This is a genomic window from Pseudomonas sp. ZL2, assembly GCF_054788455.1.
The window spans coordinates 41,764-61,140 of record NZ_JBGOGX010000022.1; the positions used below are offsets into that span (position 1 = coordinate 41,764).

Here is a 19,377-nt window from a genome sequence, read left to right on the forward strand (position 1 = left end):
GTGTGACTCAGAAGGTGGTTTTCAGGGTCAGGTACAGCGCGCCACGGTCCTCGGTGGTAGCAGCGCCGCCAGAGAACGCGGCGTAACCGCCGCCGTAGCAGGTGTAGTCCTGTTCGCCGTCCAGGGCGTTGGGGGTAGTGCCGTCGGTCTGGCCGTTGTCGCAGGACTGGGTCTTGCCAAAGCCATCGACGTACTTGAGGTCGACGAAGTACTGGTTGTAGATCGCCGCGCTCAGGCCCACGGCGTAGTTGCCGGTGTTCTCGGCGCCACCGCCCTGCACCGGCGATACGCCGTCCAGGCCGAGGTTGATCGACAACGGCATGCTCAGGTCCATGCCAGGGAACACCTGGTACCAGGTCGGGGTGAAGTTGACCGCGATCCCCCAGTTGTCGCGGGTCGGCTGGTCGATGCCGCGGTAGCTGCCCTTGCCCTTGTACAGGGCCTCGTTGTGGCTATCGAGCTTGAGCAGGTTGCTGTAGAACAGCTCGCCCAGCAGGGTCGCCGAATCGAACAGCGGCGTATCGCCAAGGGTCATCAGGCCGTTGAGGGTCCAGTGCAGGGTGTCGCCGGTGGCGCTCATGCTGTCGCCGTCCGACGGCAGTTCATACACCACGCCGCTGCTTGGCAAACGCGCAGGCAGCAGGCCGAAGCCCCCGCCCAGGCCGGCCTGCCCCGGTGCACTGAGAATCGCCGGAACACTCGCCAGGGGCATGTTGTGGCGAATGTTCAGGTCGCTGCCGACGCTGATACCGCCGACATCCTTGGACAGGCTCAAGCCGTAGATATCGATGTTGTCGGCATAGGCGAACTGATACGTAGCGCTTTGCAGCGAGTTGTAGAGGTTGCCCACCGCGCCCTGTGCGCTGCCCGGCGGGTTGCCGAACGGACCGTTGGCGACGGTCAGGCCACGGGCATCAAGCCAGGCCTGGGGCAGGATTTCCGAGGTCTTGCGGTAGTAGAAGCCCAGGGTGCCGCCCAGCCATTCGGGCGACCACTTGGCCATGACGCCCCAATCGCCGCGTTTGTCCGGGGTCAGGTCGTGGCCACGGCGGATGTTGGTCAGCGCGCCGCGCACCGGGATCAGCCCCGGAGTGCCGGTATGGCCGAGCAGGAAGCTCTGCGCGCCCTCGCCCACCAGGTCCGAGCCCCCGTAGTAGGTGCCCGCTTCCGGCAGCCGCGCGGCATCCCAGTCGAGGAAGTACTGCGCGCCGACGCTGAGCTCGGGGTTGACCAGAAACGCCGTTGAGAGCTGGTTGCGCGGCACGAACAGTTCCTTGGCTTCGGTGCCGGGAGACGCGGCCAGCTTGGCCAGGTCCAGGCCCGACTGCCCATAGCTCAGCGAATGCACCGGGTTGAGCAGGGTTTCGCCCCAGAACAGGTTGTGCTGGCCAAGCTTGCCGCTGATCTCGGATGAGTCGCCCACTTCACGGCGCATGAACACGAAGGCATCGAGCACTTCCCCGGACGGGCCGCTGTAGTAGCGCTGGGCGTAGTTGCTCAGGTGCGGGCTGCCCAAGGGCACGCCGGTGCCGGGCAAGCCGTTGAGGCTGGGGTTGATGCCCGACTGGCCACCGTTGCCGTTGACGAACGGGTTGGAGTTGGAGCCGGTGTTGTCATAGGCCTTGTCGTACCAACTGGCGGCGCTGACACGAAAGCCCATGTTGCCCTGGTAGATCACGTCCAGTTCGGTGAGCAGGTCCACGCGATTGGTGACCGTGGTCCCGGCCTTGCGGAAGTTGTAGTTGCCGTCGTTGTTGTTGGGGGTCGCCAGCAGGCGCTTGTCGGCGCTTTCGGTGCGCACGCCATAGTTGTACTTGACCGTATTATCCAGGCGCACGGCCCAGTCTTCACTGCCGGTATCGACCTCAAACGCCTGGGCGCCGGGTAGCGCCAGCAGGCCGATGGCGCAGGCCAGCAGGCAGCGCTGTGGCTTCACAGCACGGTGAATGCGAGGGTTTGGCATCGCGATGACTCCACTTATTGTTATTGTTTTTTTTCGCTGCCCGTCGTTTGCGGGCTTGGCTCAAGCGTCCGTGCGCTACTGCAGCATTAGCGATCCAGGGCCTGGATCAGGGTTTCAGCCAGGGGCCAGGGGCCGTAGCCGGCTGCCGGGTTCAGGTGGCCGACGGCGCCAAGTTCGAGCAACTGGCTGCCCCAGCCGCGCGCCATGGTGCTGACCGCCTCGAGGCTGGCCAGATGATCATCGCTACTGGCGGCGACGATGCTGGGGAACGGCAGCGGCGTGATCGGCAGCGGGCTCCAGCCGTTGGCGCGCAGGCTGTCCGGGCTTGGGTAGGCGGCGGGCCACGCCGCTTGCAGGTCCGGCGGCGCCGCCAGCAGCGCGCCCTTGATCGGCCGCTGATAGCGCGCGGCCCAATGGGCCACCATCAGCACCCCGGCGCTGTGCGCTACCAGCACTACCTCGCCGTCGATCTGCTGCAGCACCTGCTCGATGGCCTCGACCCGGGCATTGCAGTCCAGGCCGTTGCGCTGCAGCGGTGGCACCGTGTGCACCTTGGCCAGGCGCGCCGCCAGCAGGGTCTGCCAGTGTTCGGCAACGTGCTCGCGCAGGCCGGGGACGATCAGGACAGTTGCGCGGGTATGCAGTTTTTCCACGTCGGCACCTATGCTCAAGACAGTCCGCTCGCAGGTAATCTCGAGCGCTTGCACAGCCACAGTAATCAGCCCTCCCCCCTGGCGCTTTACATTGCGCGTCAGCGACTTTTCATTTGGTGACAGCGCTGCCGGCAAACGACCGGGCGCTCAGCAATAGCGGGGGTTGGCCGACGGAGCGCTGCTGCAGGCGGCTTCTCATTTGACGACACCCGCGCTATAACGAGTGACCCGCCACAGAAGCGGGACGCCCGATGACCACGCGTGGAAAACAACAACAATGACCGCCCTCGTACGTGCTGCAAGCCTGACCAACTACCTTGAGGTGTCTCGCCACCTTGGGCTCAACCCCCACGCCCTGTTGGCCCAGGTCGGCCTCAGCACCGCCCTGCTCGACGATCCTAACCAACGCATTGCGGTGTCCAGCGTGGTGACCCTGCTGGAAGAGTCGGCGCGGGTCAGTGGCTGCGAAACCTTCGGCCTGCGCATGGCCGAGCTGCGCCAGCTCTCGGATTTTGGCGAAATCAGCCTGCTGCTCAGCCACCAGCGCACCCTGCGCGATGCCCTGCAGGTGATCGTCCAGTACCGGCACTTGCTCAATGACGCCCTGGCCATCCATATCGAAGAAGCCGGCAAGACCGTGATCATTCGTGAAGAAGTGGTCACCGACCAGCCCCAGCGCGGCCGGCAGGCAACGGAACTGGCGATTGGCGTGATGTTGCGTTTGTGCGCCGCGCTGCTGGGGGCTCACTGGCACCCGATCAGCGCCAATTTCACCCATACCGCCCCGGCGGACCTGGCGATTCATCGGCGCATTTTTGGCTGCAAGCTGGTGTTTGGCAGCGAATTCAATGGCATCGTCTGCCCGGCTACCGACCTCGACACCGCCAACCCCTTGGCCAACGAGGCCATGGCGCGCCTGGCGCAGCGTTACCTGGACACCTTGCAGGCCGGTGGCAAGCTGTCGCTGGAGCTGGAAATGCGCAAGACCATCTACCTGCTGCTGCCCATGGGCCGGGCGACCATCGAGCAAGTGGCACAGACCCAGGGCATGAACGTGCGCACCTTGCAGCGGCGCCTGGAAGAATGCGGGGTGACCTTCAGCGACCTGATCAACGGCGTGCGCCGTGACCTGGTGATCCGTTACCTGGAAAACCCCAGCTACTCGCTGGGACGGATTGCCGACATGCTGGGGTACTCGATGCCCAGCTCATTTACCCGCTGGTTCATCGCCCAGTTCGGCATGCCGCCGGCCAGCTGGCGGGCGCAGCATGATCGCCGGCAAGAGCAGCACTGAATGGATTGCGACCGCTGCGCGCTCGATCGCGGGGCAAGCCCGCTCCTACAGGTTCGGCGTACACAGATACATTGTGGGAGCTGGCTTGCCAGCGATGAGGCCAGTTCAGCCGGCACATCAGGCGTTGCCTGGACTACCATCGCTGGCAAGCCAGCTCCCACAAGTTCGCGGAGCATGCAGAACGGTTGTGGGCAACCGTCTACAACCCCCAGTGCATCAACGCCAACACCAGCAGCACCAGGAACACCGTCTCACCCACCATCAGCGCAATCGGCTTGAAGCCCACCGCTGCCAGTTCCTTGAGCTGAGTCTTCATTCCCAGGGCGCTGATCGCCACCACCAGGCACCAGCGGGACAGATCGTTGACCCCACCCTGCACCGCCGCCGACACCCAGCCGGTACTGTTGACGCAGGCCAGCAGTACAAAACCGACCGCAAACCACGGCAGCAACGGCGGCCGCTGCCCGCTCGCATCCCCACCGGCCCGCCGGGTAATCATCGCCGCACAGACAATCACCGGCAGCAACATGGCCACGCGCATCAGCTTGACCACGGTCGCCACGTCCCCGGTCTCGGTCGACATGCTGTACCCCGCCCCCACCACCTGTGCCACGTCGTGAATGGTCGCACCGAGAAACACCCCGGCCTGTTGCGGCGACAACTGCAGCCAGCCGGCAATCATCGGGTAGAGGATCATCGCCAGGGTCGACAACGCCGACACGCCGATCACGGTAAACAACGTGGCGCGCTCTTTTTGCGGGTGATGGGGCAAGGCCGCGGCCAGGGCCAGAGCCGCCGAAGCCCCGCAGATCGCCGTGGCACCGCCGGTAAGCATGCCGAACAAGCGCTGAAAGCCCAGGGCACGGGCCGCCACCACCGAAACCAGGATGGTCACCACCACCAGGATCACCACCAGCGCCACCGGTTTCCAGCCCAGGCTGGCGATCTGGCTCAGGGTAATGCGCATGCCCAGCAGCGCCACCCCCAGGCGCAACACTGTGCGCGCGGTAAATTCAATCCCGGCCTTGCAACGGCCATCGGCCGCGAGAAAGTTCAGGGCCATGCCCAGCAACAAGGCAAACAACATCACCGGGGCATCGTAGTGCTCACTGAGAAAGCTGGCCGCCGCCGCGGCGATCAGGCTGACGATAAAGCCCGGCGCCAGTTCCCGGGCACGGTGGTTGACGGCGGCAATTGCGATCACGCTCATTGGCCCGGTTCCTTGCACGCTAAGACGATGAACAGTTGCTCGCCCTGGCGCTCGACCGGGTAGCTGGCAACCTTGAGTTGATTGGAGTTGAGCAAGTAGCCGCTGGCCAGATCAAAGCGCAAGCCATGGGCGCAGCACTGGATCACCCGCCCGTCCAGGCGCCCGCCGCACAGCGAGGCGCCCTGGTGCGGGCAACTGTCGTCGATGGCGTAAAAGGTGTCAGCGACGTTGAACAGCGCCACGCTCTTGCCTTGCCATTCGAGCAGCACCCGCCCGTCACGCGCCGGCACTTTGTCGGCCGGTACCGGATAGCGCAGGCTCATGCCGGGACCACTTCTTCCAGGGCGTCGCCCATGGCCTGCAGCAGCACCGCGACCGGCTGGGCGCCCGATACCCGCAGGCGCTGATTGAAACGAAAACACGGCACGCCATCCGCGGCGCGATCATTGGCGCCAATGAACGGGCTGGCATCGCCGCGCAGGCAATCGGCAACCTGGGCCGGCTCCAGGCCACAGGCGCGGGCGATGTGCAGCAAGGTAATCGGATCGCCCAGGTCCTTGCCCTGCTGAAAGTAGGCGGCAAACAGCTTGGCCAGCAGGGCTTCAACCCGTTCCGGCGAGCCCAGCGCCACGGCGCGCTGCAGCAGACGATGGGCGTCGGCGGTATTGGGCATGCGACTGATACGGGCAAAAGCGATATCCACCCCGGCAGCCTCGGCGGCGGCGCGCACCTGCGCCTGGCGCAGGCGTACCGCCTCATCGCTGCCCAGGCGCTTGCGGTAGAAGGCCTCGAACGGCTGCCCGGTCCTGGCGATCTGCGGCAGCAACTGCACCCCGCGCCAGTGCAGGCTCACCTCAACTTCCGGCTGCTCGCGCCGCAACTGCTCCAGGGCCCGCTGCAGATGAGCCTGGCCGATCAGGCACCAGGGGCAGATAAAGTCAAAGAACACTTCGATCGACAACACTTGTTTCACGGTTTCAACTCCTCGGCCGCACCGGGTTCAACCGCATGCGGGTTGTCGAGGCGGGCCATGTCACGGTGGTAATGACGCTTGGCGATGAAGAACACCGCGGCGGCGCCGATGCTGATCAGCGGCACCAGCTGAAAGGCGGCGTGCAGGCCGATCAGGTCGGACACCCGACCGGTAATCAAAGGCCCGGTCGCCAGGCCAAGCAGGTTGTTGGCCAGGGTCAGGGTGGCAAAGGCGGTGCCGTGCACCGAGTAATGAGTGAGGTTGGCGACCATGGCGCTGGACGGGCCGTTGGTGCCGGCAGCAACCATCATTCCCAGGCAGATCAGCACCAGTTGCGCCGTGCCCGAGGGCAGCGCGAAGGCCAGCGACAGCAACAGGCAGCTACCCAGGCAATAGCCGATGGCCAGGCTGATCTTGCGGTCCGGGCGCTGGCGGCCGAGGCGGTCGCAGAGCATGGCGCAGAGGATCATGCCAATGCCGCTGCACAGCACGATGATTGCCGCCACCACGCCGGCCTGGTCGGTGCCCATGGCGTAGTAGCGATTCAGGTAGCTGGGCATCCAGACGATCACCGTGCCGCCAACGAACAACTGCAAGCCACTGCCCACGTAAGCGGCGATCACCGAACGGCTGCCGTACAGGGTGTGCAGTGGCCGGGCGATCTTGCACGCGGGGGCGTTGACGCGCTGCGGGGCGATCTTCGCCTCCTTGACGATCAGCGGGTACAGCAACGCCAGCAACAGGCCGAACAAGGCCATGCCGGCAAACGCCCAGCGCCAGCCAAAGTGCTGGGCCATCAAGCCGCCCAGGGCCATGCCCAGTACCGAGCCGAACATGCCGCCGGCCATGAAGGCACCGGCCAGGGTGGCGCGCATGTCACGGGGGAACACTGCGACCACCACGGCAATGCCGACGCTGCCATAGGCCGCCTCACCGACGCCGACCAGAAAGCGCGCGGCAAACATCTGCGGGTAGTTGTCGGCCAGGGCGCAGCCGAGGGTGGCCAGGCTCCAGAGCACGGCCATCAGCACCAGGCTCCTGATCCGCCCGAAGCGGTCGGCCAGCAGCGACAAGGGAAAGGTCAGCAGGCCGACCATCAGCGCGACAATGCCGCTGAGCAGGCCCAACTGGCTGTCGCTCAGGGCCCATTCGGCCTTGAGCAGCGGAAATACCGCGTTGAGTACCTGCCGCGACATGTAGTCGGAAATCAGCAGGCCGAAGGTCAAGGCAAAGACAATCCAGGCATATCGCCGTGGAATGCCCCGTGAAGTGTCGGCGCCGTCGTCTGTGGCGCTGGCGAGATAGGCGGCCATGCTGCCTCCTTGGGGTTGTCTGGCATGAGTTTTATTGTTTTTGAAAAGCCCGACGGTCAGCGCTGCGGATCGGCGGCCCGGCACGTAAACACGTACCGGGCCTGGCCAATCAGGCGCGCTGCGGCACACCCTTCTGGCCCGGCTGGCGGTTAGGCGCCATGCCGTTGGCCTGGAGGGTCTGCTCGATGCTGCTGTACTGCTCGCCAATGCGGTAGATGGCCCGCGCTTCCTTGCCGTTGGCAATCTCACGGCCCAGTTCATGGGCCACGCGCACGGTCTGCTGGATCTGCTGCACCGAACCGAAGCGCTTGCCGTGTTGGTCGATGATGGTGTCTTCGTTGCCGCAACGCGGGTGCAGCCCCATGGCCAGGGCCATGGTGTTGAACGGCAGCACGTTTTTCAGCAGCGATTCGGCGGTCAACGTGCAGCCGTTGGGCGCACGGTGAATGAAGTTGAAGAAGTTGAACGGGTTGGGGCCGTCGAAGCCGCCACCAATGCCGATCCAGGTCAGGTTTAGCGGGCCCATGTAGTCACCCTTGCGCACAATGCGTTCGAGGGTTTCCAGGGCGTGCATGCCGGTCAGCTGGAAATGCGGCTGGATACCGCTCGCCTGCAAACGGCGCAGGTGTTCGCGCACCCAGGCGGGACCGGCCGGTACGGTCATTTCGCTGTAGGCGGCCTGGATCGCCGGATGGGCCAGGGAGGTACCTTCCAGGTACTGCGGATACAGCAGCTCCATGATGTTCATCTGCGTGGTGTTGATCGCCACGGTGACCTGATCGGGCTTGGGCGTCAGCTCTGCGAGCATGTGCCGGGTGTCATCGGACAGCCACTTGGCCGCCTCGCCATCGCTTTCCGGGGCGAACGAGATCGAACCGCCGACCTGGATGATCATCTCCGGCACCGCTTCGCGCACGCCGGCAATCAGTTCGTTGAATTTCGACAGGCGCTTGGAGCCCTTGCCGTCCAGTTCGCGCACGTGCAGGTGGAGCACGGTGGCGCCGGCGTCATAGCAGTCGACTGCCTTTTGCACCTGTTCGTCCATGGTCAGCGGGATGTCTTCGGGAAAGTCCTCTGGCATCCATTCCGGGCCATAAGGGGCGACGGTGATCACCACCTTTTCCATGTTTTCCGGGTGCAACGAATCGTCGAAGAATTGCATGCTGTAGTCCTCGGTCTTGTTATTGTCCTGGGGTGTTGCGGGCCTTCAGAAGGTGCGGTCGCCCTTGATCCCGGCGCGCTCCATCTTGCGGTGGCAAGGCGGGTAGTCCATCACCGCGTAGTGCTGGGTGCTGCGGTTGTCCCAGATCGCCACGCTGTTGGGCTTCCAGCGCCAGCGCACCTGGTATTCGGGCAGGTAGGCCTGGCTGATCAGGTAGCGCAGCAGATCACTGGCACCGGGGTTGGCGTCCTGGCCGAAACGCACCCGCTGCGGGGTGTGGTAGTTGCTGAAGTGGGTGGTGAAAGCATTGACGAACAGCACCTGCTCACCGGTTTGCGGGTGGGTACGCACCACCGGGTGTTCGGCATCGGGGAACTGCGCCTTGAGCGCCAGGCGTTTTTCCATCGGCATCGCGGCGCCAAAACTGGCCTCGATGCTGTGCCGGGCGCGCAGGCCCTCGATCTTGGCTTTCACATCCTCCGGCAGGTTCTGGTAAGCCAGCACCATGTTCGCCCACATAGTGTCGCCGCCTACCGGCGGGCATTCCACACAGCGCAACACGCAGCCCATGGGCGGTGCCTCGCGCCAGGTGGCGTCGGTGTGCCAGGCGTTTTCGTAGCGGTCGGCGGGCTGCTCCGGGCGCTTGTAGATCTGTACCAGACCCGGGTGCTCGGGGTCGCTGCCGGCCACCGGGTGGTCTTCCAGCTCGCCAAAGCGCCGGGCAAAAGCGACGTGCTCGGCGCGGCTGAAGGTCTGATCGCGCAGGAACAGCACCCGGTGCTTGAGCAACTGCGCACGCAGTTGCTCGAACAGGTCGTCGTCATGAATCGCATCTGCCAGATTGACCCCGGTGACTTCGGCACCGAGAGCGCAGGTCAGTTGTTCGATGTGCATGCTGTTGCCCTCTTCAGATGACGAAGATCGACGAGCCGGTGGTCTTGCGCGCTTCCAGGTCACGGTGGGCCTGGACCGCATCCTGCAACGCGTAGTGCTGGTTGATCTCGATCTTGATCCGCCCGCTGCTGACATGCTCGAACAGCTCGCCGGCAAGGTCGGCCTTCTCGGCCGGGTCGGCGATGTAGTCGGCCAGCGCCGGGCGGGTCAGGTGCAATGAGCCTTTGATCGCCAGGATCTGCGGGTCGAACGGGGTGATGGTGCCGGAGGCAGTGCCGACGCAGACCATCAGGCCACGGCGCTTGAGCGAGTCCAGCGAGGCCATGAAAGTGCTCTTGCCGACGCTGTCGAACACCACATTGACGCCGACGCCATCAGTCAGCTCGCGTACGCGTTTGGCCACGTCTTCATGGCTGTAGTTGATGGTGTGGTTGCAACCATGGGCGCGGGCCACTTCAGCCTTGGCCTCGGTGGACACCGTGCCGATCACCGTCAGGCCGAGCAGGCGTGCCCACTGCGAGACAATCAGGCCGACACCGCCGGCAGCGGCGTGCAGCAGCACCGTGTCACCGGGCTTGAAGTCATACAGGCGGCGCATCAGGTAGGCCGAGGTCAGGCCGCGCATGGTCATCGCTGCGGCGGTTTCGAAGGCGATGGTTTCCGGCAACTTGATCAAGGCTGCCGCCGGAATCAACCGCTCGGTGCAATAAGCGCCCAGGGTGTTGAGAAAACCGGTGTAGGTCACCCGGTCGCCAACGGCGACCTGGGTCACGCCCTCGCCCACCGCCTGCACCACCCCTGAGGCTTCCACGCCCATGCCGTTGGGCAACGGGATCGGATAGGTGCCGTTGCGAAAGTAGGTGTCGGCGTAGTTCAGGCCCACCGCCACCTGGCGCAGGCGCACCTGGCCCGGGCCCGGCTCGCCGACCTCGGCGTCCTCGTAGCGCAGTACCTCGGGGCCACCGGTTTCATAGAAGCGTACGACTTTGGCCATGCATGTCACTCCAGTCATCCTGACGCCGTGCGTCAATTCTTGTTGACTGGACTCTATGCCCTACGCCAGGCAGGTGCTTCGCATCGGACGACAAGCTGTTTTCATTTGATGACAAGCGCCCTGGGCTGGCCGCCTGGCGGGCTTTCTCGTAGCATGTCCAGGCCCTTCTTAGTGTCTGCGAGAGCTCGATGAAGTCCCCCGCCGGTTTGCTGTTTGCAGGTATTGAGCTGGACCGTGACAGCAGCACCCCGCTCTACCGCCAGCTGTACCTGCAGATTCGCAAGCAGATTCTTACCGGTCGCCTGCAGGGCGGCATTCGCTTGCCCTCGACGCGCACCCTGAGCCAGGAGCTGCAACTATCGCGCATCACCCTGCTCAATGCCTTCGACCAGTTGATTGCCGAAGGCTTTCTGGTCTCGCGCACCGGCGCTGGCACCTATGTCAGTGACGAGTGGCAGCGCAGCGCCGGCGCCGAGCCGCCAGCAGCGGCCGCGCCCAAGCTCTCGGACTTGAGCCGGACGATGCTGTCGCTGCGCAGCGATCATTTTCGCGGGGTGTCCTACGCCCACTGCGGCGATCAAGCACCGACCTCGTTCCTGCCCAGTCATGGCGCTTTCGAAGCCTTTCCCCAGGCATTGTGGAAGCGCCTGCTCAACCGCCACGGGCAAAAGCCGAGCAAGGCCATGCTCGGTTACGGCGAGTTGCAAGGCCTGCAGACGCTGCGCCAGGCGATTGCCGAGTACGTGTTCGACGCCCGCGGCATCGACTGCAACGCCGAGCAAGTGGTGATCGTCTCCGGCGCGCAGCAGGCCTTCAACCTGCTGGCGATGCTGCTGCTCAACCCGGACGAGCCGGTATGGATGGAAGACCCTGGTCATATCGCCGCGCGTATCGCCTTTCAGGCCCATGGCTGCCGGGTGGTGCCCGTCCCCATCGACGATCAGGGCCTCGATGTGCAACACGCCATTGGCGAATGCCCCGAGGCGCGCCTGGTGTTCACCACCCCGTCACGGCAACACCCGCTGGGTATGACCCTCAGCCACAACCGGCGCCTGGAACTGATTGACTGGGCGGCGGCCAGTGGCAGCTGGATTATCGAAGACGACTGCGACAGCGAACTGCGCTACCGCGGCCGGCAATTGCCGGCGCTGTACGCCATGGACCGAGGCGACCGGGTGATCTACGTCGGCACCTTCAGCAAGGTGCTGTTCCCTTCCCTGCGCCTGGGTTACGTGATTCTGCCCCCGGCACTGGTCGAACCGTTCTGCACCTTGCGCGCGGTGCTCGACCGCAGCCCGCCGACCCTGTTGCAGGCAGTGACCGCCGATTTCATGAGTGAAGGCCACTTCATTGGCCATATCCGTCGCATGCGGACGTTGTACCAGGCCCGCCAGCAGTGCTTGCTGGAGGTGTTGCAACGGCGCCTGGGCGGCTTTTTGCAGGTTGCCCCGGTCGAAGCCGGCATGCACCTGATTGCCTGGCTCCCGCCGCAGCTGGATGACCAGGCACTGGCCCGGCAGTTGGCCGGGCATGGCGTGCATACCTACGCCTTGAGTGACTACTGCCTCACGCGCTACTTGCCACCGGCGCTCTTGCTCGGCTTTGCCGGCACGCCCCAGGATCAGGCCGAAGCCAAGGTCGAGGCGCTGGTGCAGGCCCTCAGGGCGATTGGCCACCAGGTCTGAGCAGTGGCCTTATCAATTGATTGGTAATGGATCTATCGAGTGTTGCTCCGCGGCGCGATAAAGAACGCGCCGGTAGAACCGGTGTCCGCACCAGGAACGACTCGAATGAACACATTACAAGAACGCTTCGCTACGTTACTGAACCACAATGCCCAGGGTGCCCAGGCGCCACTGCTGACCCGCGAGCTGGCCAGCCGCCTGCTCGAGCGCCTCGACCAGGCGCGGCTGTTTGCCCACGCCTACCCGCTGCTGACCAACCTCACCCACGGGCGCGTCACCCCGTTCGACCTGCTCGACTTCGCCTACCGCCATGAACTGGCCGGCCTGAGCCTGCACATGCTCGACGGTGAGCACAACAGCCTGGGGCAAATGAACACGACGCAATTGTGCGCCTTTGCTGAAAAGGCCCGGGCCCTGCAACTGGATGTGCACCTGGAAATCAGCAGCACGCGCAAGGCCGACGTCGATGCGGTGGTGGCCGTGGCCAAGGTCATCGGCAGCCGCAACATTCGCGTGTACTCACGTTATGAAGGCCTGCTGTCACAGGTCATGGACCAGATCGGTGGCGACCTGCTGTACCTGGCCCGGCTGGCCGATGCCCACGACCTGAATTTTGATTTCGAGCAGCATGAGGAGCTCAAGAGCGACGAGATCGCCCAGTTGCTGCGCCAGGCCAACCATCCACGGCTCAATGCCCTGTTCGATTTCGGCAACATGATCAACGCCTGCGAACAACCACTGCAGGCCCTGCACAACCTCGCCCCGCATATTCGCCAGAGCCACCTCAAGGGCGTGCGGGTGGTGGCCGAAGACCAGGGCTTTGGCCACTGCGGGGTACTGCAAGGCAGCGCCGAGGACGAGCTGCCCGGCGCACGCATGCTGTTCGAGTTGCTGATGCTCGGTGAGCAGCAGCCCCAAGTGATCGCCTTCATCCTAGAACAGGAAAACCACTACCTCGCCCCGGCCTTCCGTCAACACAACGAGCCGGCCGATCCGTTCATTGCCTACCGGGAAATGAGCGACACGCCCCTGCCAGCCGGCTTGACCCTCGAGCAGATGCTGGCCGGCGAACAACGCTGGGCCAACAACCAGGTCAGCTACGTGAAGACCTTGCTGGCCGAGCTGCGCACCCTCGCCGAGCTGACCCTGGCCAGCCCTGCCAGCCTTTGAGCCCTACCCCACTACGCCTGGAGAATAACAATGACTGCGCACAACAAGGCCAAATGGTTCAAGTTCCTGATACTGATCCTGGGTGGCGGCACCGTCTACAAGCTGGCCAACCTCAAGGACGCGTTCTACGTACCCATGCAGGAGTTCATGGGCCTCTCGCACACCCAGATCGGCTTGCTGCTCAGCGCCAACGCCATCATCGCCACCGGCCTGTTCGTGGTCGGCGGCATGCTGGCTGACCGCTACGACACCCGCAAGCTGATCCCCCTGGGCCTGATCGGTACCGGCGCCCTGGGCCTGTACCTGGCCACCTTCCCGCCGTTCAGCAGCCTGATGCTGGTGTTCTGCCTGCTGGCGGTGTGCGCCGACTGCATCTACTGGCCGGCGCTGCTCAAAGCCATTCGCGGCCTGGGCAACGACCAGGAACAAGGGCGCATGTTCGGCCTGCTCGAAGGCGGGCGCGGCGTGGTCGACACCCTGGTGGCGTTTTCCGCGCTGGGCGTGTTCATTGCCCTGGGCAGCGGCGAACACGGCCTGAAAGCGGCGATCCTGTTCTACGCGCTGATCGACATCGCCGCCGGGGTGCTGACCTGGTTCTTGCTCAAAGGCAATCCGGCGCAGGCCCAGACCGGCGCCAAGAACCCGCTGGCCAACCTTATGGAGGCAATCAAGGTGCCGGCGATCTGGCTGGTCAGCTTCAACGTGTTCATGGTCTACATCGTCTACTGCGGTTTGACCTACTTCATCCCCTACCTGAAGGAAGTCTACGGCCTGCCGGTGGCCCTGGTCGGCGCCTACGGCATCATCAACCAGTACATGCTGAAAATTCTCGGCGGGCCGGCGGGCGGTTTCATCGCCGACAAACACTTCAAAAGCCCCAGCCGCTACCTGAAGTGGGCGTTTCTGGCGTTGCTGCCGATGATGGCGATCATTCTCCTGGTGCCCAAGAGCCCGGGCTTCATCTATGCCGGCATGGCCGCGACGCTGTCGTTCGCCTTCATCGTGTTTTCCATGCGCGGGGTGTTCTGGGCGCCGATGGGCGAAGTCGGGATTGCCCCGCACATCACCGGTTCTGCGTTTGGCATCGGCTGCCTGATCGGCTATGCACCGGGGATGTTCGCCTACGTCGGCTACGGCGCAATCCTTGACCACTTCCCCGGCCAGCAAGGCTACAACTACGTGTTCATCGCCATGATGCTGCTGGCGCTGATCGGCTTTGCCATCGCCAGCCGCCTGCAGCGCCTGGTGCGCAAGGCTGCGCCGCTGACGGCAGCGGCCACCGCCTAGGGCCCGGGTTACATCTCGACCTGGGTGCCCAGCTCGATCACCCGGTTCAGCGGCAGGTTGAAGTACTTGAGGTTGCTGTTGGCGTTCTTGAGCAGGAACGCGAACAGCGCCTCGCGCCAGCGCGCCATACCGATGCGCTTGGTCGGGATCACCGTCTCGCGGCTAAGGAAGTAGGTGGTGGCCATCGGGCTGAAATCCAGGTCCTTGAGGTGGCACAGCTGCAGCGCCGCCGGTACGTCGGGTTCTTCGATAAAGCCGAAGTTGAGGTTGACCCGGTAGAAGCCCTCACCAAATGCCTGTACTTCAAAACGCTGGGCCACTGGCACCCGTGGGCGATCCTGGGACACCACGGTGAGCAGCACCACCCGCTCGTGCAACACCTGGTTGTGCAGAAGGTTATGCAACAGCGCATGGGGCACGGCGTCGGCACGGGCGGTGAGGAACACCGCAGTGCCCTGCACCCGGTGCGGCGGCTGTGCGGCCAGGCTGCTGATGAACAGCGGCAGCGGCAAGGCCGACTCGTCGAGGCGCTCGACGATGATCTTGCGCCCGCGTTTCCAGGTGGTCATGAGGATGAACAAGACAATGCCGGCGATCACCGGGAAGGCACCACCCTGGAAGATTTTCGGCGCGTTGGCGGCAAAGTACAGGCTGTCGACCAGCAAAAAGCCCAGCAACAACGGCACCGCCAGCCAGCGCGGCGCCTTCCACAGCAACAAGACCACCGCCGAGGACAGCAAGGTGGTAATCAGCATGGTGCCGGTCACCGCCACACCATAGGCCGCCGCCAGTGCGCCGGACGACTCGAAGCCGATCACCAGCAGCACCACACCGACCATAAGCGCCCAGTTCACCGTACCGATGTAGATCTGCCCCTGCTCCTGGCTGGAGGTGTGCTGGATAAACATGCGCGGCACATAACCCAGTTGAATGGCCTGGCGGGTGAGCGAGAACGCACCGGAGATCACCGCCTGGGAAGCAATGATGGTCGCCAGGGTGGCCAGGGCGATCATCGGCAGCAGCGCCCAGTCCGGGGCCAGCAGGTAGAACGGGTTGCGCACCGCCTCGGGGTTGCCGAGGATCAGCGCACCCTGGCCGAAATAGTTGAGCACCAGGCCCGGCAGCACCAGCAGGATCCAGGCGCGGGCGATGGGCTTGCGGCCAAAATGGCCCATGTCGGCATACAGCGCCTCGGCGCCCGTCAGGGCCAGCACCACTGCACCGAGAATCGCCACGCCGATGCCCGGGTGCACGATAAAGAAGTTCACCGCCCAGGCCGGGTTCATCGCCAGCAGCACTTCCGGACGCTGGACGATGCCATAGATACCCAGCGCACCGAGCACGCTGAACCACAACACCATGACAGGGCCGAAAATGATACCGATGCGTGCGGTGCCATGCTTCTGGATCAGAAACAGCGCCACCAGCACCACCACCGCCAGGGGCACGACCCAGTGGTCGATGCCGTCAAAGGCCAGTTGCAGCCCCTCTACCGCCGACAGCACCGAAATCGCCGGAGTGATCATGCTGTCGCCATAGAACAGCGCAGCACCGAACAGCCCGAGCAGCACCAGCACCCGGCTCAAGCGCGGATACGGCGCCGCCGCACGCCGGGCCAGGGCCGTCAGGGCCATGATGCCGCCTTCGCCCTGGTTGTCGGCGCGCAGCACAAACAGCACGTACTTGATGGTGACAACCCAGATCAGCGACCAGAACACCAGCGACAGAATGCCGAGCACGCCGTCATGGTTGGCCTGTACGCCGTAATGGCCGGCGAAGACCTCCTTGAGGGTGTACAACGGGCTGGTACCGATATCGCCATAGACCACGCCGGCAGCGGCGATCAACAGGCTCAGTGACGAGGTTTTTACGGGGGGATGGGCGCTTGCGGAAGTTGCGGCTTGGCTCACGGTAGGACGTCTCGAAGAAATGCACGGGCAGTATCCCTTTCTGCGTAACGCGTCTTCGTAAAAAGTCCGTAAAATTTTTTTACATTTGTCGGCTGGCTGGACTGGCCCCCACAGGTCTGACGTACACCTATCTACTGTGGGAGCGGGCTTGCCCCGCGATCGATCTACAGCCCGATCACCGTCCCGGCCCACGCGCCGCCATCGTCCTGCCGAGCAATCACCAGACACTCCCCTGCCCCCTGCGCCTTGCCGATCAACGCACCCTCCCTGCCCCAGATCGCACTCTGCCCCGCCGCCTGCCAGCCACCGGTTTCACCGCCATGGTTGGCCAGCATCACCATCATCTGATGTTCGACGGCATAACCGGCCATCTGCTGGCTCTCGGCAACGATGCCCCTGTGGGAAATCAGCATCCCCGCTGCATAGACATCTGCACCGAGCCTGGCGGCATGGGCCGGGTGGCTGGGTTGCATGGCATCGGCGCAGATGGCCAACGCCAGCCGCTGGCCCCCGAGCGGCAGCAGATCGCCACCGCTGCCCGGGGTGAACACCAGGTCTTCACCGGGGTGCAGATACTGCTTGCTGTACAAGCCAACACTGCCGTCGGGGCGAAAGATCAGTGCCGCCAGCAACACCTGACCACTGCCGGGCACGCGCACCGGTGCACCGACCACGCTGTACATCGCCTGTTTACGGGCAAGTTCGCGCAACGGGTCCAGGCGCGGATCGTCCGAGCTCAGGGCCAGGTCGGGCGCGGCGTCAAGTTCATAGCCGGTCAGCGACAGTTCCGGGAACAGCAGAAACTGCACGCCCTGTTCAGCGGCCAACTGCATCATCTGCAGATGACGCTGCACATTGCCGGTAATGTCCCGGGCAATGGCAACGGTTTGAGCGCAAGCGACAGTCATTGTCATGCTTTCATCCTTAAGGAGGGGCTGTTCAACCCGTGAGCACGGCGCTCAGGTCAAGCCCGTGGGCGCCCAGTGGCGGGCACCAGTAGTAGCCGCCGGTGAGCGGCCGGCTGAAGCGGTACAGGGCGTCGACCACGCCGTCTTCCAGGCCGCTCATGCGCCGCAGCTGTACTTCGAAGGCGTCGAAGGAATGACCGAAGGCGAGGAAGGCCAGGCCGGCGCCGCGCTCGTCTGCCCAGGGCATCGAGCGACGGACGATAAAGGCCTCAGGCGCGAAGCTTTCCTGGGCGGTGCGCTTGACGTGGGCCGATTCCGGCGCGTCGTCGAGTTCTTCGTTGTCGGCCTTGCGCCGGCCGATGATGTCGTCCTGCTCGGCCTGCGGCAAAGCCTTGAAACAATTCAGGTCGTGGCGCCACAGCTGGAAGGCGGCGAAGCTCGAGCCGTTCAGGCCCGGCACATCGCTGGAAAGGATCGCCGCTTCGATGGCGGCGTCTTCCACCGGGTTCTCGGTGCCATCTTCGTAGCCGGTCAGGTCATGGCCGGTCTTGTGGCGGAAGGCATCGGTGGCCTCGGCCAGGGTGAAGGCCGGTGCCAGCAGTTGCTCCAGCTCCTGGCTGAGCAGCCACAGGTCGCCGCGGTCTTCACCGCGCAGCCACAGCCACAGATCGTGCTGGGTGCAGGGGTTGTCGACCGCCGCAGTCAGGCGTGGGAACTCGCGCAGGCCGTCGATGCTGCGGCCCAGGGCCTGCACCAGCGGCGCACCGAAACCGGCCACCACACGGCTGCCATCGACCTGTTGCAGCAGCGCATCGAGCACGCCCGGCAGCGCAGCTGGCGAGTGCAAGGTGAAAAACAGGTGGCGGGCCTGGGCGGGAACGGGGGCGGCGAGAATGCCTGGCTGAAACTGCATCGGGAATCGGGTCCTGGGGTAAAAGCGGCGATGCTACTGTCTGCTGGGCATAAACCGCAAGATAAGTAATGGATATTGAAATCCTTTCCTACACTGGCGTACATCGCCCCTTTTAAGAGTCTGCGCCATGACTGCATCACCCTTGCTCAGTGCCTTCCTGCCCATTGCCCTGGGCTTCATCATGCTCGGTCTGGGGCTGACCCTGACCCTGGCCGATTTTGCCCGGGTGGTGAAGTTCCCCAGGCCCGTGCTGATTGGCCTGGCCTGCCAGATCCTGCTGCTGCCGTTTATCTGCTTCCTGATCGCCAACGGCTTTGGCCTGGCGCCTGCGCTGGCGGTCGGGCTGATGCTGCTGGCGGCCTCGCCGGGTGGCACCACCGCCAACCTGTTCAGCCACCTGGCCCATGGCGATGTGGCCTTGAACGTGACCCTGACGGCGGTCAACTCGCTGATCGCGATCCTGACCATGCCGCTGCTGGTCAACCTGTCGCTGGCCTACTTCATGGCCGCCGACCAGGCCATCCCGTTGCAGTTCGCCAAGGTGCTGCAGGTGTTTGCCATCGTCCTGGTGCCGGTGGCCCTGGGGATGCTGATTCGCTATCTGGCGCCGGGATTTGCAACGCGCATGGAGCGGCCGATGAAAATCATTGCCGCACTGTTTCTGGTATTTACGATTGTCCTGGCGATGGTCAAGGACTGGCAGACCGTCGTCGACTATGCCCCGGTGGTAGGCGGCGCCGCGCTGTTGTTCAACCTGTTGAGCCTGAGCATCGGCTACTGGCTGCCGCGCCTGCTGAAAATCCCCAAACGTCAGGCGATTGCCATCGGCATGGAGATCGGCATTCACAACGGCACCTTGGCGATTGCCCTGGCGCTGAGCCCAACCCTGCTGAACAACTCGACCATGGCGATACCGGCGGCGATTTACAGTTTGATCATGTTCTTTACCGCGGCTGGGTTTGGCTGGTGGGTGAGCCGCGGGCATGAGCCCCTGACGGCAGGAGCGGCGCAGCAGCGCCCCGACTTGACTCGCGATTGACCGCGACGC

Annotated in this window: 17 protein-coding genes; 5 read left to right on the forward strand and 12 right to left on the reverse strand. The window is 64.3% G+C overall.

Annotation, left to right across the window (positions count from 1 at the left end; genetic code table 11):
• Positions 1–7: 7 nt before the first annotated feature.
• Entirely contained in the window at positions 8–1,963 is a 1,956-nt protein-coding gene (locus ABM562_RS16365) for a DUF1302 domain-containing protein (RefSeq protein ID WP_460422627.1), read from the reverse strand.
• An 86-nt stretch (positions 1,964–2,049) separates the two neighbouring features.
• Complete coding sequence (locus ABM562_RS16370; RefSeq protein WP_115086668.1) at positions 2,050–2,616, reverse strand: RBBP9/YdeN family alpha/beta hydrolase; 567 nt, start codon at positions 2,614–2,616, stop codon at positions 2,050–2,052.
• 277 nt (positions 2,617–2,893) lie between these two features.
• On the opposite strand from ABM562_RS16370, the gene ABM562_RS16375 reads away from it, so the two are divergent.
• A complete protein-coding gene (locus tag ABM562_RS16375) occupies positions 2,894–3,910 on the forward strand; it encodes an AraC family transcriptional regulator (RefSeq protein ID WP_115086669.1) in 1,017 nt (338 codons plus the stop codon).
• A 199-nt stretch (positions 3,911–4,109) separates the two neighbouring features.
• Here the strand turns inward: ABM562_RS16375 and ABM562_RS16380 are convergent, their stop codons facing one another.
• The 7 genes from ABM562_RS16380 to ABM562_RS16410 form a co-directional block, all read right to left on the reverse strand.
• Positions 4,110–5,120 carry a YeiH family protein gene (locus tag ABM562_RS16380; protein WP_115086670.1) on the reverse strand — a complete coding sequence of 337 codons (1,011 nt, stop codon included), beginning with the start codon at positions 5,118–5,120 and terminating at the stop codon, positions 4,110–4,112.
• Complete coding sequence (locus ABM562_RS16385) at positions 5,117–5,443, reverse strand: Rieske (2Fe-2S) protein (protein ID WP_115086671.1); 327 nt, start codon at positions 5,441–5,443, stop codon at positions 5,117–5,119. Before ABM562_RS16385 ends, ABM562_RS16380 begins: the two co-directional genes overlap by 4 nt.
• The gene (locus ABM562_RS16390; protein WP_460422630.1) at positions 5,440–6,093 is read right to left on the reverse strand and encodes a DsbA family oxidoreductase; all 654 of its coding nucleotides are present in this window, start codon (positions 6,091–6,093) and stop codon (positions 5,440–5,442) included. Before ABM562_RS16390 ends, ABM562_RS16385 begins: the two co-directional genes overlap by 4 nt.
• Entirely contained in the window at positions 6,090–7,406 is a 1,317-nt protein-coding gene (locus ABM562_RS16395; protein WP_115086673.1) for an MFS transporter, read from the reverse strand. The genes ABM562_RS16390 and ABM562_RS16395 overlap by 4 nt, the downstream gene beginning before the upstream one ends.
• 109 nt (positions 7,407–7,515) lie before the next feature.
• Positions 7,516–8,568, reverse strand: coding sequence for a beta-keto acid cleavage family enzyme (locus ABM562_RS16400; protein ID WP_115086674.1), 1,053 nt, complete (start codon positions 8,566–8,568; stop codon positions 7,516–7,518).
• Positions 8,569–8,613: 45 nt separating this feature from the next.
• A complete protein-coding gene (locus ABM562_RS16405; protein WP_233674677.1) occupies positions 8,614–9,462 on the reverse strand; it encodes a TauD/TfdA dioxygenase family protein in 849 nt (282 codons plus the stop codon).
• A 13-nt stretch (positions 9,463–9,475) separates the two neighbouring features.
• Positions 9,476–10,456, reverse strand: coding sequence for a quinone oxidoreductase family protein (locus ABM562_RS16410; protein ID WP_134064659.1), 981 nt, complete (start codon positions 10,454–10,456; stop codon positions 9,476–9,478).
• Positions 10,457–10,644: 188 nt separating this feature from the next.
• On the opposite strand from ABM562_RS16410, the gene pdxR reads away from it, so the two are divergent.
• The 3 genes from pdxR (at position 10,645) to ABM562_RS16425 (ending at position 14,598) form a co-directional block, all read left to right on the forward strand.
• Positions 10,645–12,141 (forward strand): MocR-like pyridoxine biosynthesis transcription factor PdxR, encoded by a 1,497-nt coding sequence (pdxR, locus tag ABM562_RS16415; RefSeq protein ID WP_115086677.1) that lies wholly within the window; start codon positions 10,645–10,647, stop codon positions 12,139–12,141.
• 105 nt (positions 12,142–12,246) lie between these two features.
• Positions 12,247–13,311: a TIM barrel protein gene (locus ABM562_RS16420; protein ID WP_115086678.1), complete on the forward strand. Its 1,065-nt coding sequence runs from the start codon at positions 12,247–12,249 to the stop codon at positions 13,309–13,311.
• 30 nt (positions 13,312–13,341) lie between these two features.
• Positions 13,342–14,598, forward strand: coding sequence for an MFS transporter (locus ABM562_RS16425; RefSeq protein ID WP_346616924.1), 1,257 nt, complete (start codon positions 13,342–13,344; stop codon positions 14,596–14,598).
• Between the two features lie 8 nt (positions 14,599–14,606).
• Here ABM562_RS16425 and ABM562_RS16430 read toward each other — a convergent pair whose 3' ends face one another.
• The 3 genes from ABM562_RS16430 to ABM562_RS16440 form a co-directional block, all read right to left on the reverse strand.
• Complete coding sequence (locus ABM562_RS16430; RefSeq protein WP_115086680.1) at positions 14,607–16,508, reverse strand: potassium transporter Kup; 1,902 nt, start codon at positions 16,506–16,508, stop codon at positions 14,607–14,609.
• A gap of 164 nt (positions 16,509–16,672) precedes the next feature.
• On the reverse strand, positions 16,673–17,422 hold the full coding sequence (locus ABM562_RS16435; RefSeq protein WP_166675738.1) for a carbon-nitrogen hydrolase family protein: 750 nt from the start codon (positions 17,420–17,422) through the stop codon (positions 16,673–16,675).
• A gap of 25 nt (positions 17,423–17,447) precedes the next feature.
• Positions 17,448–18,329: a Dyp-type peroxidase gene (locus ABM562_RS16440; protein WP_115086682.1), complete on the reverse strand. Its 882-nt coding sequence runs from the start codon at positions 18,327–18,329 to the stop codon at positions 17,448–17,450.
• A 127-nt stretch (positions 18,330–18,456) separates the two neighbouring features.
• Between ABM562_RS16440 and ABM562_RS16445 the strand changes: the two genes are divergently transcribed.
• Positions 18,457–19,368, forward strand: coding sequence for a bile acid:sodium symporter family protein (locus tag ABM562_RS16445; protein WP_134064653.1), 912 nt, complete (start codon positions 18,457–18,459; stop codon positions 19,366–19,368).
• The last annotated feature ends 9 nt before the right edge of the window (positions 19,369–19,377 follow it).

Excerpts from the sequence above, each read along its gene's own strand:
- ABM562_RS16420 (WP_115086678.1), top strand. The coding sequence starts at position 12,247 with ATGAACACATTACAAGAACGCTTCGCTACGTTACTGAACCACAATGCC.
- ABM562_RS16425 (WP_346616924.1), top strand. The coding sequence starts at position 13,342 with ATGACTGCGCACAACAAGGCCAAATGGTTCAAGTTCCTGATACTGATC.
- ABM562_RS16385 (WP_115086671.1), bottom strand. The coding sequence starts at position 5,443 with ATGAGCCTGCGCTATCCGGTACCGGCCGACAAAGTGCCGGCGCGTGAC.
- ABM562_RS16365 (WP_460422627.1), bottom strand. The coding sequence starts at position 1,963 with ATGCCAAACCCTCGCATTCACCGTGCTGTGAAGCCACAGCGCTGCCTG.
- ABM562_RS16440 (WP_115086682.1), bottom strand. The coding sequence starts at position 18,329 with ATGCAGTTTCAGCCAGGCATTCTCGCCGCCCCCGTTCCCGCCCAGGCC.
- ABM562_RS16380 (WP_115086670.1), bottom strand. The coding sequence starts at position 5,120 with ATGAGCGTGATCGCAATTGCCGCCGTCAACCACCGTGCCCGGGAACTG.
- ABM562_RS16375 (WP_115086669.1), top strand. The coding sequence starts at position 2,894 with ATGACCGCCCTCGTACGTGCTGCAAGCCTGACCAACTACCTTGAGGTG.
- ABM562_RS16435 (WP_166675738.1), bottom strand. The coding sequence starts at position 17,422 with ATGACAATGACTGTCGCTTGCGCTCAAACCGTTGCCATTGCCCGGGAC.
- ABM562_RS16395 (WP_115086673.1), bottom strand. The coding sequence starts at position 7,406 with ATGGCCGCCTATCTCGCCAGCGCCACAGACGACGGCGCCGACACTTCA.
- ABM562_RS16405 (WP_233674677.1), bottom strand. The coding sequence starts at position 9,462 with ATGCACATCGAACAACTGACCTGCGCTCTCGGTGCCGAAGTCACCGGG.
- ABM562_RS16445 (WP_134064653.1), top strand. The coding sequence starts at position 18,457 with ATGACTGCATCACCCTTGCTCAGTGCCTTCCTGCCCATTGCCCTGGGC.
- ABM562_RS16410 (WP_134064659.1), bottom strand. The coding sequence starts at position 10,456 with ATGGCCAAAGTCGTACGCTTCTATGAAACCGGTGGCCCCGAGGTACTG.
- ABM562_RS16400 (WP_115086674.1), bottom strand. The coding sequence starts at position 8,568 with ATGCAATTCTTCGACGATTCGTTGCACCCGGAAAACATGGAAAAGGTG.
- pdxR (WP_115086677.1), top strand. The coding sequence starts at position 10,645 with ATGAAGTCCCCCGCCGGTTTGCTGTTTGCAGGTATTGAGCTGGACCGT.